We start from the raw sequence: 16,672 nt of genomic DNA, 5'->3' as shown, positions 1-16,672 counted from the left end.
GTCCCGTCAGTCAATCCCGGCGCCTCAACACGGAACTCGCCCGCCAACCCCATTGCCCATCATGGTGCACCAGCGCTGCGTCTCGACCTGCGGCGCCGGATACGGCAACCCGGTCCGCGGATCGATCGAGTCAAGCGGATTCGGCCCCGGCGGATGATTTGCCGCATGCATCGCGGCGTTCTCCACCATCTGTCTCGCGGTCGCCGCTTGCTGCCGGGCAAGGTCCGCCTTCTGCACGTCGTCCACCTTCTTCGTCATGGTCACCAGCCGCGCGAATTGGGGATCGCGAACATCCTGCAGCGGCGGCAACGGCGGCGCCACCGGCATGAAAAGCAGCGGCCCGTTGTATTTCGGAACCGCCAGTTTCGACGGCTTGCCGAAATCCGCGGCCATGCTGATCTCCCACATGCCGGCGTTCATGCCGAGCGCATGCTCGTAGTGCCGGTTCACGTCCGCCAGGCTCGGCGCACCGGACGACGCAGGCAATGGCTGAAGGGCTGGCGGAAGCGATTGCCGGGCGGCGGGATAGATCGCGCGAACCCAGCTCACGGCGGCAATCGAGTATTGATGGAGCAGCGCGTCGTACTGTTGCAGCACTTGCACGCGACCATAGTTACGGGGATTCTCGAAAACGGGCTTGTACGCTGCCAGGCTATTGAGGTACTGCACGTTGGCATTTCGCTGCTCGATCACAAACTGTTGCTCGGGATCGGCCGGCGCGGACGAAGTCATCGCAGCGCATCCGGAAAGCACGCTGACGACGAATGCAACACCTGCCGTCGTTCGACGCGCGGATGTAAGTGGACACAAGAAGTTGGCCATCGGGAACGCCGTTGAGACTGGGTGGATTGTCACGAATCGGCGATTTGCCGGGCGCCCCCGGCAGTCGCCCTGCGCATTCCATTCTGCCCCGCCCCCGCGTCGTCCCCGGTGGATTTGCATCTCATCCTGGTGGATTTCCATTTCGGACGACCACCCGCTTCGCCAACCACCCTCCTTCACCCCACAATGACCTGCTGCCCGGTATCGATCTCGCCCGGATGGGTCGCCAGATTCCGGTTGAGCTGCAGGATCTCGTTGAGCGCGACGTTGATCCGCTGTCCTTCCGACATTCGCTGCTGTTCGTCCGCCGGCACGTGGGCTGCGGCAAGCAGCGATCCTTCGTGGCGTTCGGCGATCGTCCACAACGAATCGCCCGCGGCCACGGCCACCGTCACCGGCGTGGCGCTCGGCGTGGCACTCGGCGTACTCGACGGCGTCTGCGCCGGTTGCGCCGGTTGCGACGGCGTCGCGGATGCGTTCGGCTGAACCGGCGTCGTCGTCGCGCCAGGCGTCGGCATCCCGTTGCTCGGGGCAAGATGATTCGTCGAAGAACCGGGCGCCTTGTGCTTGTCGTCCGGCGCCGTCACCGACGTAATCAGGCTGATCCCTTGCGTGATGCCGAAGATCGCCACCGGCGCGAGCGCGATGCCGGTCGGCAAGCGCGCCAGCCACGGCGTCGCGTTCGGGAAATGCGAATGCAGGCGCCCGGCACCGAGCAGCAAGCCCGACATCGTCGTCAGCGTGCCGGTGTACGGATCGCCCGTCATCGCGGTATGAATGCCGCCCGCGATGCTCATCGCCGAGGTCACGTAATCGCCGGTCGCGCTCAGGGTACGCGCGAGCTGGCTGCGATTGTCGGCGTTCATGCCGCGCAGGCTGCCCCGGTAGACGATGCCGGTATACGCTGCGCCGAACATTCCGCCCAGGGCCTGTCCGCCGGCCAGCAAGTCGCCGGTCGCCCTCACCTTGTCGATGTTCAACTTGATCGCGACGCCGTAGCCGCCCAGCGAAAGCACGCGGCCGATCCGGCCGACCGAGTGCCGCGGGCTGCCGTGGTGCAGCAGCTTCAACGACGTCCCGCCCACCACGCCCTGCATCTGCGAGAGCATGTCGGCGGCGATCGCCTTCGTATGCGTCACCGTGTCGTCGAACGACAGCTGGCCGTCCTCGTTGAGCCCGCGCAGCTGCGCAGCCTTGGCCTTGCCTTCGTACGCGATCTGCTCCAGTTGCGCGCCGCGCCCCGCCACGTCGAAGCCGTTCGCCTTCAGTTGCGTCTGCAACCCGCGCACGAGCCGGTCGACGACCCGGTCGAATACGCGCGGATCGCCGTTCTTCAGGCTGGCGACCGCACCGTGATGCAGCGCCTGGAACACGCGGCCGACCCGCAGCCCCGCGTAAAAGGAATTCGTCGCGGTACGCACCGATTCCCTGCCAACCGTAACGAGCACGCCGGCCCCGGCGGCGCCGGTCACGGCCGCCGCTCCGAGGTCGCCGCCAGCCCGCTTCCACCGCGACGTTGGCGGCCGGTCGACGCCGATCGGCTCGTTGTGCACGCGCAGCGCATGCAGCTCCGCCTGTGCGCGCTGCGCGTCGGGAATATCGACCTTCGCGAGTTGCGCGGCCTCCCGGCGGCTCGTGCCGATAGGCTTCGTGCCGTCGTTGAGCAGCGCGGGATCGCGCACGACCGCACGCCAGTAATCAAGCGGGTCCGCCGCGGCAGGCTGCGCGCGCGTCTTCACCCGTTTCGGCACGCCGCTGCCGTATTGCTCCAGCCAGCGCCCGCCGAACGCACGCGCGCCCTTGTCCGTGGGGAAACGCGGCTTGTTGCCATCGGCCTCCCACTGCTTCGTCGCATGCTCGATCGTCGCCTTGCGTGCCTGATTCAGCCACACCGTCGTGTTGCCTTCGTAGATTTTCTGGCGCAACCCGGCGATTTCGGCGGGCGTCATCCCTTGCGCGGCGCCGAGCCGCTCGACCTCCGCAAACAGCAGCTGATGTTGATTCGCCAGCGTCTTCCGGTCGACACGTTCGAATACGCGTGTCAACGCGTCCGCGCCGTGCAGGCGGTTGATCACGTCGGGCCGCTTGCGGTTGTCGACGATCAGCTTCGCGAGCGCGCTGGTGAGCTCCTGGTTGCCGATGAAGTCGGCGCCGTGCGTGCCGTACGACAGCCCCATGTGGACCCATTCGAGCCCCTTGCGCTCGAGCACGGCGCGCAACAGCTTCTCGTGCCCCGCGCCCGGCACCGATTCCGGCACCGTGTCCCAGCCGTGGAACGTGACCATCACGTTCGGCGCGACCGTATCGGGATGCGCGTTCGACCAGCGTTCGAGCGCCGTGACGACCCGCACATAGTCGTGATACGTGTCGTTGGTGCCCGACTGGAACCGGTAGTCGACGCCGGACACGAGCGCGCGCGACGGCGCCGTCTCGAGCCGGATCGCGAAACCCGTGCGCGCCGCCTCGTCGAGCCAGCGGTGCAGATGGTCGAGATCGTCGAGCGCGAGCGCTTTTCCTTTCGAGCCCGGCGCGGGATGAATCATCCCGTTCTCGCCGTCGAACTTCGCGCTCTTCTGGTCGCCGAGCGCCTTCACCGCGCGCAGGAAGTCCGGATCGTGCGCCTTGCCGAGCGCCGCCGCGAGCGAGTGCGGGTCGATCACGAGCGTAACGACCGGCGTCACGCCGCCGTACCGTTCGACCTGCGCGCCCATCAGCGCCGGATCGTCGCTCAGCGAATACGAACGCGCCATCGGCACCATCCGGTCCTGCAACTGCGGGGCCGAGCGCGTGAAGAATTGCCGGATCCGCTTGTCGGCGACGGTCGCCGCGCCGACGCGGCGCGTGTGCGGGCGCAGCTTACTGTTGACCGGCAGGAATCGCGATGCCGACGTCGACACGTCGCGCGCGACGTACAGTTTGTTGAGCAGCGTGCGCCACATGCCGACGTCGACCATCACGGCCTGCGGGTCGCCATTCAGCACGAGATTCACGTTGCCGGGCCGCTGCGCCTGCTTGTTGTACGCCTCGACCTGGTCGTAGGTCGGGAAATAATCGTCGGACTTCGCCGCACCGTTGCGCAGGCTGAACTCGACGACCGTGGCCGACGGCAACCCCGGCTGGTACGGTTCGATCGACAGCGGCTCGGGAACCTGGCCGCTGCTCCGCAGGCGCCGCAGTTCGCCGCGCACGTCGTTATAGCCGTGCTGAAGGCGGGCCGCCAGCGCGCGGAAAGCGGCCGACTGCTGGCCGCGCGCCTGCGCGTCGGACACTTGCTCCTTGAGCGCTTTCTCACGCGCCTCGAGCGCCGCGACACGCGTCGGCCGCGCACTGTTCAGAAAATCGCGCGGCTGCAACTGCGTGAGCAGGAAATGCACGTCCGCGCCGAAGCGATCGGTGCCGATCGGAATTTCGTCGAGCGCAATCCCCGGCTTGTTCAGGTTGCCCGCGTGCTTGATCTCGTCGAACCAGCGCATCTCGCCGTTGCGCGCCGCGATCGCGCCGAGCGGGTTGTCGAGCGCCTCGGCCACCGGCTGGTCCGTCTTGAACACGTAGATCACGTGATGGCTGCCGTCCAGCGAGCCGTTGCGGATCGCGGTCAACAGGTGCGACACGCCGTTGCCGCTGAAGTCGACCGCGTTGAGCGTGGACTTGTCCGACGGCATCAGGTGCGGATCGACCGGCGGCCGCGGCGCCACGTTCGTGCCGCCGCCCTGTTCGGCGGATGCCAGCGGCTTGCGGACCGGCACGATCGACTGGAACATGTCGCCTGCCGAGCGCAACGGCTTCTTGTCGGGGGCAGCGGCGTCCTTCGCCGGCCGGAACCCGCCGATACGATCGACGACCTCGGGCCTGACGTCGCTGACCACGAACCGGATACCGCGGCGTGGCGAACGGCCGACCGGAATGCCGCCGCGGCGGCGGCGCCGGAACACCGTCCGCAGGTTCTGCTCGGGAATCTCGGTATCGCCGAGCGGCGCCTTCTCGACGTACTTCCATTCGTGGTTCGTGTTGCGCTGTGCGTAGCCGAGCACCTTGCCCGTCTCGTCCTCGATCACGTGAATCCAGCGATGCGCCCCTTCGACCGCGCGCACGGCCTGGCGCGGCCGCTTGAAGGCCGGCGCGTCCTGCAGCTTCGACACGTCGGCGGCGAGCGCGGGATCGATCGTGCCGGCCGATGCGGTCACGGGCCACGACGTCTTGCCGTCCGGCGTCTCGATCTTCGACGGGCCGCCGAGTTGCACCAGCTCGTCGCGTGCGACCGGCGATACGTAGAAATCGTACTGGCGCCGCACGCGACGCCCGTGGCCGGTGGTTTGCTCGAGCGCCTTTTGAAGCGTCTGCTGCACGCGTTTGCCGTTCAGCATACGCACCGGGCCGAGCGTGCCATGCGCATCGGTTTCGAGTACCGCGACGACCTTCGGCGCCGCGTGTTCGGCGCCGTCGGCGGGCGGTACGGTATGCGCCGTGATCAGCACGTGCGCATTGGGTCCGAGCTGGTGTGCCAGCCCGTCGAGGGTCGGCGCGTGCCGGCCGTCGATGCGCGTGAGCGTGCGCCGGCCGACGCTGTCGAGCCATGTGGCGGCACGCGCCTGCTGTTCGGCCGCCGTGGCCACCGCGGTGCCCTGCGGCGCGGCGGGCGCGCCCGCATGACCGGCGACGGGGGCAGGCGTCGCCGCGCCGGACGGGTCGCCGGCGGAGCCCGCAAGGCGGCCGGCGGCCGGGTCCGCTCCGCCGAGCATCGGCCAGACCGGGCGGCTGCCGACCGCGCCGACCGCGCGCAATCCACTGGCATGCACGGCCGCATACCCTTCCGGCAATCCGGAACGATCGATACCGGCGAGCCGGTACGACACGTCGCCGGTGGCCGCGTCACGGGTTCGCACGACATACATGTCGACGCCGGCCGGCTTGAACAGCTCGCCGCCGGGCGTCGTGATGCGCAGCGCGCGTGCCGGATCGTGGCCGAGCGCCGACAACAGCACGACGTCGGTCGGCGTGGCGGCCTCGACGGCGTCCAGGTGCGCCGTCGCGTAGGCCGCGACGCGTTCCTGCGCCGTCAGGTCGCCCTGCGCGAAGGCGGTTGCGTCCGGCAGCGCATCGGCCGGCACGTACGCGTGATGGCGCGGCCCCGTATGCGCCGCATCGAGCGCCGGACCGAGATCGTCATGCGCGACCACCCGCGTGCCTTCCGGCAACGCGCGTTGTGCATCGGGCGTCGCATGGCCCGGCGCGTGCGTTGCCGCCACCGTCGCGTCGGGCACCGTGCCGCTGAAGCGGAACCACCCGTCCTCGGGATCGAGCCGGCGGAAATCGGTGCCGCTGCCGAGCACGATACTGCCGTCGCGCGTGACGAATTCGACGCGCAGGTCGGTCAGGCCGGCTTCGTCGAACGCCTGCATCACGCCGTCGATCACGCGGGTCGGCTGCGGTTCGTCGAGGAAATAGCTCGGCCAGCGCTGGCTCACGGTGCCGCCGGCCTGCGTCACGCGCGCAGCGTCGCCGATCACGCCCGGCCGATCGGCCAGCGCGCTGCGGAACGGATGGTCGAGCGTGACCGATTCGAACGTACCGTCCGGAATCGCGGTGAAGTCGTAGCCGGGATCGGCAAAGGTCGGATCGGACACGCGCGGCACCGTTGGGCGCACCGGCGCCTCGCGCATCGGCCGGGCCGCCGTCGGAGCGGCGGCAGGCGACGGCTCCACGCCGGCGGGAAGCGCCGGGCGTCCGGCGCGCGCCGGGTCGCCGCGGAAGCTCTGCATCGCCAGGCGATCCTTGTCGACCTGGCCGGTCGGCCGCGTGCCGCGCACGGCCGCCGAGCCGTCGGGCTGGACGAGCAGGATGTCCGGCGGCGCCCACACCGTCGTCGGCCGGCCCGTGAGCTCGGACAGACGCTGTGCGAGCGTGGCGGCGAACGTCGTGCTCGCGGCCCTCACCCGGCCAGGTGCGACCCGCAACGGATCGTGCTTGGTCGACCCGCCGAAGCACGAGTACAGCGTCACATCCTGCCCCGGTTCGAGATGCGGCGCGACGCGCGCGGCCACCTCGTCCGGTGTGAGCGGCCGGCCTTCCGGGCCCAGCATCGCGTCGGCCGATATCCCGTGTCCGAACACCACGTGATGACCGGGCGGCGACATCAGCGCGCGCGCGCCGATCGCATGCAGCGGGTCGCCGGGCGGCATCAGCAGCGTGTCGGCCGGGCGCAGGAATTCCGGATGCTGCGTCGCATCCACGCCGGTCACGTCGTCGAATCCCGTCTGCAGGATCGACTGGCCGTGGATCGTCGTCGTGACGACGCCGCCGTCGACGATCCTGCGATCCGTATAGACGCGGCTGTTCTTCGGATAGGTCTTCTGCGGGATGCCGGACAGGCCGTCGTCGGCCTCGTCCGCGATGGCCTGCTCGGTGCGCACCGCCCATTCGTCCGCCGTGAAGATCTGCCCGGGCCCGACCTCGACGATCGGCGTCGGCACATAAACGGGCGGCTCGCCCGCGTCCGGTTCGGAGCCGAGACGTGGATGCGCGGGCCCGCGCGGCGTCGGCACCGGCTGCCCGGCATCGCCTTGCGCACCGGCGTTGCCGCGCCGCCCGCTGTCCGCTTCCGGATCGATCTGCGCTTCGATCGGGCGCACCGGTTCGACCGGCGCGTTGTCGTGCGCGGCCGCGTTCGGCACGGGCTCGCCGCGTCGTGCGAACACCATCGGCGGCTCGCTCGCGTCGGGGGCCTCCGGGATATGCAGGTAGAGCCGCGTCGACACGTCGGGATCGTGCGCCGGCACGATGATGTCGTCGCCAATCGGATACAGGTACAGCGCCCCGGTGCCGCGCACCGAGTTGGACGCGATCGACGCGATCACGGGCACCTGCAGCTCGTATGCCAGCTCCTGCGCGAACGGGTAGCCGCCGGAGCCGAGATAACACCCCGTCAGCAGCACGCCGTTGCCTTCGGTGTAGGCGGGATCCTCGAGCAGCTTGCGTGCGAATTCCCTCGGCGACATCGTGGTGCCGTCTTGCGTGACGGCGCTCGAGCTGTCCCAGCTCACGTCGCGCGGCTGCGTGCCGTGCGATTCGGCGATATCGAAACCCGACACCTTCAGGAATTGCCGCGCGGTCGCATGGCCAAGCAGGTTCACGACGCTCGAGCCCGGCACGGGCCGCAACTCCAGCGGATTGATGCGAACCGGCTGCGCCCGGCCCGGCGAGAACTTGCCGTTCACGTCTGGTTCGATCTGGAAACGCGCGAGCCGGCGGCCCGGATCGGGAATCGCGCGCCGCCACCCGGCCGCGTCGTCGTCGCCGAGCCGGCCGAATACCGGCGCCTGGATCAGGTCCGCGAATTCCTGCAGCAACTCGGGATCGGCGCCGCTGTGCGGCCCCTCCAGCGCGACCGGCACGCCCGGCGTGTAGCCCTTCCACGCCAGATCCTCCAGCGCGTACGTCATCTCGAGCGCACTCGCCGTGCGGCCGCTGCGCGGATTGACGATCGCCCCGCGATTCGTCAGCACGCGCCACACGTACACGCCGAGCGGCACGCGCGATTCGCCCGTCTCATCGCGGCCGCCCCAGCGGTTCGACACCGGGCGCGGCGCCACGGTGCTCCAGTCGACCGCATGCGCGCCTTGATCGATAACCGCCAAGGCCGGCGAGAATCGGTAGGTGCGCGGCGCATACTGCACCGAATGGTCGGGCTTCCCCGCGTAACTGGGGGCGCCGGGCTCCAGCTCGATGCCGGCCGTATAACCGGAGTCGGGGCCGTCGCTGCGATAGCGCGGCGAACGCCACACCACGAAGCCGCTCGAGCCATATACGTCCACCCCAAGCACGTTCGCCAGCAGTTGCGCGAACGACGTCACGCGCGTGCCCGCACCGCACGCGTAAAGGATCACCGGCGATTTGCCGTCCCAGCCGCTCTGGCGCACCATCGCGGCCACGTCGTCGGCGCTCATCGGCTTGCCGGTCGCGCTCGCGATCGCATCGGACCACGCGTGCGCATACACGGCGAAGTAGCCAGGCGGCACCGGCATCAACGGCCGCTCGCCGGCCGGCAGGCGGTTCTCGGGCTGCGACGGGTGGTTCGAATAGATCGCGAGGTCGGCTTCGCGGCGCGGATACGCGCCCCACTGGGTTTCGTGCATGCCGGGCAGCGCGTTGACCACGTCGATGCGTTTGCCGTCCTCGTAGCGGATCAGCGGCTTGGCCGGGTCGAATCCGCGCGGATACACCACGCGCAGCGTGCGATCGTACGTATCGTTCATCGACAGGGTCAGCGCCTTGCCGGCATCGTCGAGCCCGACATGGCCGACCATCGCTTCGGGCGGCACCGTGCCGTCCGCGGCGAGCCTCGTGGTGTCGACCAGCGCGACCTGGTAGCGGCCCGCCACCGTCCCGCCGAGCGCGACCATCATCGCGTCGTGGTACGACGGATATCGCGTCACGCCGATCGTGCCGTCCGCTTCGGGAGCCGCTGCCGCGCGTGCCGCCGCATCGTTGCCCGCAGCCGCACGCCGTCCGTCCGCGTTTGCCGCGCGGATGTCGTCCGACAGGTTGCCGTGGCCCGTCGCCGGCAGTCCGTCCTCCTCCGGGTTGCGCACGTTGCCTTCGGTATCCTCCAGCGCGTACACGTAGTATTCGATGTCTTCGAGACGGTTGCCACCGACGAGAACCGATCCGACCACGCTGCGCAGCACGTCCGGATCGGCCGCCGCACGCGCGGGAATTTCCCACGATGCGGGGTGGCCCGTCGTTGCCGGCGTGCCGGCCCCGGCCGGCGGCGCTTCGTCGGCGGCCAGCGCATGCGCGATTGCCGGCGTCGATTCGCCGTCGATTGCCTCCGGGTCGGGCGCCAGCCGCAACGGGATCGCGTCGCCTTCTTCCGGTGTGCCCTGCGTGCGGCGCGCGCGCAGCCACGCGGAGAAGCGCGACCGCAGTCCCGCGTCGGCAGGCGACACCGGCTCGCCATCGCCGGCCGATTCGCCGAAACTGTTCGCCTGTTCCTCCGCGTGCTGCCACGGGTTGCCGATCTCACCGACCGCGAGACGCTGGTTCGCGAGCCCGTTGGCGAGCGTCGCGTTCACGACGTCGACCGCGACCGGCCGCGGTGTCGACGGCGGCGCGGGTGTCTTCGTGATCGCGCGGATCGGCCGCTCCATCAGCGTGTGCGAGCCGAGGCCCATCTGCGCGACGCCGATCCCGAGGTTCAGCAACTGCTGTGCGCGATCGGAATCGGACATCGCGTCCCAGTTCTTCACCAGCGACACGCCCTGGTCGAGCATCTGGTAGCCGCCGATCGCGCCGCCGGTGACGTTGAACACGCCGGCCGTGCGGCCGGTCATCTGCGCGAGCGTCTGGAACGCGTCGGCCCCCTGCGTCAGACGACCGACACCGGCCGCCTCGGCCGTGACACCCTCGCCACGCGATGCGAGCGTGATCATGTCGGATACCTGCCCGGTCGTGCGCAGCAACGACGACGCTTCGGCGAGCGACTTCGCCGCCACGCCGAGCCCGCCACCCGCCATGCCCGTGCCGCTGCCGATCAGGCTGATCCAGTCGCCGCGCGCCTGCGCATTGCCGAAGCCGATCGACTGGCCGTGATCGCTCAGGTTCTTCAGGTCGCCGATCGCGGCCGGCACGCCGACCGCCATCCCCACGCCGACCGTCGTCCACGCGGCGCCGAGCAGCGCGCCGCCGACCGGCGCGCCGATCCCGCTCGCGACCAGCACGACGCCGCCGGCCGCCGCGAGAATGCCCGTGCCGATCTCGAGGTAGTGCTCGACGTGCTGGTACCACTCGGTCTTGTGCGCGTCGATCGACTGGTATTGCGAGAAACCGCCGGTCGCGGCATCGGTCGTCATGCTTTTCGGCACATACAGCTGGCCATCGTCGGACAGCGCATTGTTGTGCTGGTAGTTGTCGACGCTGTCGTATTTCCAGCCGCGGTCGTCGATCAGCTGGTACTGGCCCGGATGCCCCGCGACCTGCACCTTGAACAGCGCGCTCGGCGCCGTCCCGGTTCCCTTCGACACGTAGTAGATCGGCACCAGCGACACGACCGCGTGATCGCCGCCGACCTTGCGGATCTGGTCGACGACGGTCTGGATCATCTGCGTCGCGGCCGAATTCTTTGCGTAAAGCGACTGGCTGTTCACCGCCGTACCGCTCTGCAACTGCCCGTTGCTGACGATCAACTGCTCGAGCGTTGCCATCGACGGCACGTCGTTCCGGTCAGTCGGCACCGCGCCCGGGTCGTCCGGCTGAATCCCGAGCCCCACGCCGACGAAGTTCGTGAGCTGGTCGGAACCGACCGTGAACGTGCGGGACTGGCCGTCGAAGTTCTTCTGGAAATCGTTGAAATACGCTTTCAGCTGCTGGTCCGGATTGGACTTGAACAGGTTGTAGCTGGCCGTTGCGGCCTGACTGTTCTGTTTGTTCTGCGCGTTCTGGGCGCCTTGCTGGTAACGGAGCTGGAAGTCGACCGCGAAATTTCCGCGGAACTGGTCATTGCCCTGCATCTTCGACAGCAGCGCCTTCGCGAGCGAAGGATCGACTCCGGACGACAGTGCCACGCGCACGCTGTCGAAACCGTAGCCCGGGTCGCTGCCGCGTAGCGTGTAGATCACCGCCTTCGCATTGCTCTTGTCGTCGAGCAGCCAGTTCGCGACGTCGTCCTCGCGCTGCACGGGCACGCCGTTCGAGGTCGGCTGCTGATCGGCCAGCCCGACCGCCTTGCTGAGCCCCTTGAAGAACTCGGTGCCCTGCCCGTATGGCTGCGGCGTGCCCGTGTTCGTCTGCATCCATTTGTTGTTGAAATCCTTCTCGACGGTGTCGAGCACGACGCCCGCGAACTCGGGCGGCGCGTTGTTCAGGATGTCCTGCATCCACTTGCCCGCCTTGTCGGCGTTCATCGTGTCGTCGTAACGCGCACGCATGCTCGCCTGATCCGTCGCATCCGCATCGGGCTTCTGCATCAGCGGATCGATCTGCGAATGGATGAACTTCGCGTCGAAATGCGGCTGGCCGGCCTGCGTCCACAGCGCCTGACGCTCGTCCAGCGAGAACGACGCGTCCATGTTGGTCTTCAGCACCTGCAGCGCGGCGCCGGGATTGCTGCCCGGATTCTGCATCAGCTGGGCGACCTGCTGCTTCGTGTACTGCAGCCGCACGTCGGGTGCCGCCGCGAGCAGCGTCTGGATCTTCTGGTACGCGGGCGAGTTCTTGTCGACGTGCGCCATCGCATACGCAAACACGCCGCCCGCCTGGTCGATCTGCGCGTTCAATGCCTTGGCGTCCGCGTCGCTCAGGCCCGCCGGGTTCACCGGCACCCCCGTCAGCTTGACGAACGCCTCCGCGAGCGGATTCTGCGCGGCCAGCGCCTGTTCCTGCTTCGACAGCTTCGGGTCGTTCGGATCGACGGTCTGGCCCGTGTCCTGCATCAGCGCGAAGCTGACCGGATCCGACTGCGCAAGCTGTTTCATCTGCGGCGTCAGCGACGGATCGTCGGGATTGATCGTCGCGATCGTGCGCGTCAGCTGGCTTTGCTCGCCGAATACGTCGACGAGGCCGGTGTACCACATGCCGTCGTGGTTCTGTTTCACCGACGCGACGGCCTGGTTCTGCTCATCGGGCGTCACGTAGGTCAGCGCGGTGTCGTCGCCGCCCGTCACCACCTTGTCGTACTGGCTCTGCGCCTGCGACATTTCCTGCGTGATGTCGGCCTCGTCGGCGCGGCGCAATCCGCCGGGTTCCTTCTGCCACGCCGCATAGTCGGCTTTCGCGTCGTTCATGCGCAGCGTCGCGGCCGATACGCTGTATTCATGACGCAATGCGTTCGTCAGCGCCGTGTAGGCGGTGTCGGAGTTGGCATCGGCCGTGCTGGCCGCCTGGCGCAACTGCGCGCCGGTATCGGGGTCGTCGCGCCGGATCCCGCCCGGCAACGCGTTGTACTGCTGCAAGTCGGTATTCGCGTCCTGGTCCCGCTGCGCGGCCTGCGCAAGCTGGAAGGCCTTTTCGTTGGTCGCCCGCTGCGGCGCCGATTCGGCCGAGACGGCCTTCTGCGCGTCGTCGAGGACTTCGCCGAGCACGGGATCGTTCGGCGTCGCGTTGCGCAGGTCCGTTGCGACGCCGGCGATCGCCTTGTTCGTGTCGCCGCCGCCGTCCGCCGCCACGCGCATCTGGTTCTCGACGGCCACCTGCACCGCGCCCCACGCGGTTTCGGCCTTCTTGACCTGGTTGTCGAGGTCCGCTTGCGACGCGCCCTGGTCGTTCAGCCGCTTGAGCGTCGCCATCTCGGCCTGCGCAAGCTGGAGCAGCCGCTGCGTCTCGGCCTGCGCCGCGGCGAGGGCCTTCTGCTCGGGTGTCTGGGCCGGAGGGGCGCCGTTGTTGTTCGCCCCGTTGTTGTTCGTCGGGTTGTTGTCGTTTTGTGGCTGCGGCACGTCCACCGGTCCGCCACCGCCTCCCACTGCCATCAACACCATGTCCGTTCTCCCGGGCAGGCGTGACGGTCCAGGCAAGCGGCAAGCCGCCACGCGCAATGGTCCATTGTGCCGAACCGATCACACGCAAAAAGTCGCGAATTACGTAGTCGCCGGCCCGGTTACGCCGGCTGGCGCAAATGCGTGCTACGAATATGACGCGGGGAACGGCCGTTGCTTTCCGATGCCGGCCCGATACCGCGCGAACGGTAAATTTTTCTCGTTGCCTGCAGCCATGCCGTCATTCCATACTCCCTGGTCTGGCAAAATCCGCGGCGCCTGCCGCGTACGCCCGTACGACGTGCATCCCCGCACCGTCACCGGAGGACCTCATGGCGATTCTCGACGTCTTTCCCTATCTGCGCGCCAAACGCGCGGACGACGCCATCGCGTTCTACACGAAGGCATTCGGCGCACGGGAGAAATACCGTCTCGTCGAACCGTCGGGACGCATCGGTCACGCGGAATTGCAACTCGGGCCGTGCACGCTGATGCTCTCGGACGAGTTCCCCGAATACGATCTACGCGCGCTCGACGCAGACGGCACGGCGCCGATGCTGCTGCACCTGCACGTCGACGATGCCGACGCGACGATCGCCGCGGCCATCGCGGCCGGCGCCAGCCTGACACGCGCGATCCAGGACCAGTTCTACGGCGAGCGTTCCGGCAAGATTCGCGATCCGTTCGGGTACGACTGGGCGATCGGGCATGCGATTGAAACGCTCGAGCCCGATGAAATGCAACGACGTTACACGGCACTGCTGTCCGGCGATCAGTAGCCAGTTTGCTCCGGGCCACCACCACGACATTCGCGATGCACTACCACCCCGACGACATCAGCCGGCTGTTCCTGTTCGTGCCGACGCTGCACTTGAACCGCCCGGCGCCGGCCGAATCGTTCCTGGCTGCTGCCGTCGCGACCGGCGTCGAACTCGAGCACGTGCTGCGCGACTACCCGCAAGTCCGCTACCAGCCGCTCGACTTCCACTACGTGTGCCAGCAAAGCCTGTCCGTGCTCGACGACACGCTGCTGGCCGACCTGACGGTCGACCTGCAGTTCGGATGGCGCGGCGCGCACTGGGCCGCGTGGCTGATCGCGCTATCGGGCGACGCGCGCTATTTGCCGCATCTCGACGAAGCCAGACGCCATCGAGGTGTCGAATGGACGGCGGGGATGGCGGAAGCTTCGATGCACCCGGAAGCATCGTCCGCGCGGTTTCGTTGCGCCCGGTTGATCGTCGACCTTCGACGTCAGCTCGCGTCACTGCCTCGCGTGGCCGTACGCCTGCGCAAGCAACCGCCACCGGACGTCGTGGCAGCCACGGAGGCAGCTGTGCGCGCCGCGTATCGCCGAGGCGATGTCGCGACCGCGCTCGCCATCGCCCGCGGCTAGGTTCGCAACGCTCGTCCTGCCTTACCCGTGACGGCCTACTCGACGTTGTCCGATATGTCCGTCATCCGGATCATGTGCGGCAGCATGCCGTCGTCATCGGCATTCACAGCCTCCTTCGGGTGAATCAGCGCTTCGAGCCGCGCCTTCGTCGCGATGAACGCCGGCGAATTGACCTGCGAATAATCGCGCGGCCGCGGCACCGGCACCTCGATCAGTTCCTGCACGCCCCCGGGGTTCGCCTTGAGAACGAGAATCCGGTCCGCCAGGAAAATCGCTTCGTCGAGATCGTGCGTGATGAACAGGATCGTCACGTCGATGTTGCGCCAGATGTCGAGCAGATGCGCCTGCATCCGCGCACGCGTCTGCGCATCGAGTGCGCCGAACGGCTCGTCCATCAGCAGGATGCGCGGGCGGTTCGCCAGCGCGCGAGCGATCGCCACGCGCTGCTTCATCCCGCCGGACAACTGGTGCGGATACACGTCGGCGAAACGCGCCAGCCCGACGAGATCGAGCCACTGCAGCGCTTCGCGCTCGGCCTCGCCGCTGCTGCTGCCGTTCATCCGGAGACCGAACATCACGTTCTTCTTCACGGTGAGCCACGGAAACAGCGTATAGCCCTGGAACACCATTCCGCGATCGGCGCCCGGCCCCTGCACCGGCTTGCCGTCCAGCAGCACTTCACCGCTCGTCTGTGCTTCGAGCCCCGCCAGGATGCGGATCAGCGTCGACTTGCCGCAGCCGGACGGGCCGATCACGCACACGAATTCGCGCCGGTGCGTACGGAAGCTGATGTCGTCGAGCGCGACGCACTCGCCCTGCGGTGTCGCGAAACGCTTGCCGACATGGCGCACGTCGAGTATCACGTCACGGGTTTTCAATCGTGCGAAGCGCTCGCGCACCGCGTCGGACTGAATCAGGTAATCGGGAACGGCTTGCGGATTCTGCATGATGCCCTCTGCGGAAATCGGTCGATGATTGCGAATCAAGGGGCTTCACGCCTTCAGCGTGCGATCCCACGGAAACAGCTTGCGGCTGAGCAACCCCAGCACGATGTCGGTCCCGAGGCCGATGACCCCGATCATCAGGATCGCCGCATACACGTTGTCGAAATGCTGGTAGCGCGCCTGCTGGCTGATGTACCACGTGATGCCCGAGCTCGTGCCGACGAGTTCGGCAACGATCAGGTAAGTCCACGCCCAGCCGAGCAGGATCCGCTGGTCGCGATACAGGTCCGGCAGCACGCCGGGAATCACGACGTGCGTCAGCAGCTTGAACTTCTTCGTGCCGAGCGTCATCGCGGCTTCGAACAGCCCGTATTCGAGCTTGCGCGTCGTGTTCGCGATGATCAGCACCTGCTGGAACAGTGTCCCGATCACGATGATCGCGATCTTCGGCGCGTCGTAGATGCCCAGAATCGCGACCATCAGCGCGCCGAAAGCCGGCGCGGGCAGGTAGCGGAAGAACTCCAGGAACGGCTCCTGCAGCCGCGCGAGCGCACTGAAGGTGCCGCAGACGATGCCGAGCGGCACGCCGATCGCCGACGAGATCACGAAGCCCCAGAAGATGATCCGGATGCTGTGCCACAGGCTCTCGTGCAGCCATACGCCATCGCGGGACGCAGGCGGTGTCGTGAATGCCGTGTAGAACGCGCGCAACACCTGGTGCGGCGCGGGCAGGTAGACCGGATTCGCGCGCTCGCCCTCCGGCACGGCTGCGTGTGCCGCCCGCGCATGCGCGAGCTCATCGTCGAACACGTCCCGGTCGATCTGCATGCCGGTCTGGAAATAGTCGACGCTTCCCGGATTCGTGATGCGCATCTGCGGATGCCAGACGAACGGCACATAGCTGATCAGGCACCAGACGGCGAACGGCAGCAGGAAGGACGCGAGGCCGAGCGTCCACTTGCCGCGCGTCGTCAGTTCGCGGCGCACGGCCAGCCATCCGGTCGCGTTGCGGGTCATTGACATGGGAATCTCCGTATCGTTTCGGGTAC

6 protein-coding genes are annotated in these 16,672 nt (G+C 68.0%); 2 read left to right on the top strand and 4 right to left on the bottom strand.

Annotated elements, in window-relative coordinates; genetic code table 11:
- Positions 1-24 precede the first annotated feature (24 nt).
- Together U5809_RS04505 and U5809_RS04500 are read right to left on the bottom strand one after the other, a co-directional pair.
- Positions 25-732: a hypothetical protein gene (locus U5809_RS04505; protein ID WP_322085700.1), complete on the bottom strand. Its 708-nt coding sequence runs from the start codon at positions 730-732 to the stop codon at positions 25-27.
- Positions 733-998: 266 nt separating this feature from the next.
- Complete coding sequence (locus U5809_RS04500) at positions 999-13,247, bottom strand: LWXIA domain-containing protein (RefSeq protein ID WP_322085699.1); 12,249 nt, start codon at positions 13,245-13,247, stop codon at positions 999-1,001.
- A gap of 371 nt (positions 13,248-13,618) precedes the next feature.
- Between U5809_RS04500 and U5809_RS04495 the strand changes: the two genes are divergently transcribed.
- Positions 13,619-14,065 carry a VOC family protein gene (locus U5809_RS04495; protein WP_322085698.1) on the top strand — a complete coding sequence of 149 codons (447 nt, stop codon included), beginning with the start codon at positions 13,619-13,621 and terminating at the stop codon, positions 14,063-14,065.
- 35 nt (positions 14,066-14,100) lie between these two features.
- Entirely contained in the window at positions 14,101-14,679 is a 579-nt protein-coding gene (locus U5809_RS04490; protein ID WP_322085697.1) for a hypothetical protein, read from the top strand.
- A gap of 35 nt (positions 14,680-14,714) precedes the next feature.
- Here U5809_RS04490 and U5809_RS04485 read toward each other — a convergent pair whose 3' ends face one another.
- Positions 14,715-15,626 (bottom strand): ABC transporter ATP-binding protein, encoded by a 912-nt coding sequence (locus tag U5809_RS04485; RefSeq protein WP_322085696.1) that lies wholly within the window; start codon positions 15,624-15,626, stop codon positions 14,715-14,717.
- Between the two features lie 45 nt (positions 15,627-15,671).
- The gene (locus U5809_RS04480) at positions 15,672-16,646 is read right to left on the bottom strand and encodes an ABC transporter permease (protein ID WP_322085695.1); all 975 of its coding nucleotides are present in this window, start codon (positions 16,644-16,646) and stop codon (positions 15,672-15,674) included.
- Positions 16,647-16,672: the final 26 nt, after the last annotated feature.

This window comes from Burkholderia sp. BCC1999 (assembly GCF_905339975.1).
GTDB lineage: Bacteria > Pseudomonadota > Gammaproteobacteria > Burkholderiales > Burkholderiaceae > Burkholderia.
Note: the sequence above shows the minus strand (reverse complement) of the source record. Positions and strands in the feature narration are given on the sequence as shown.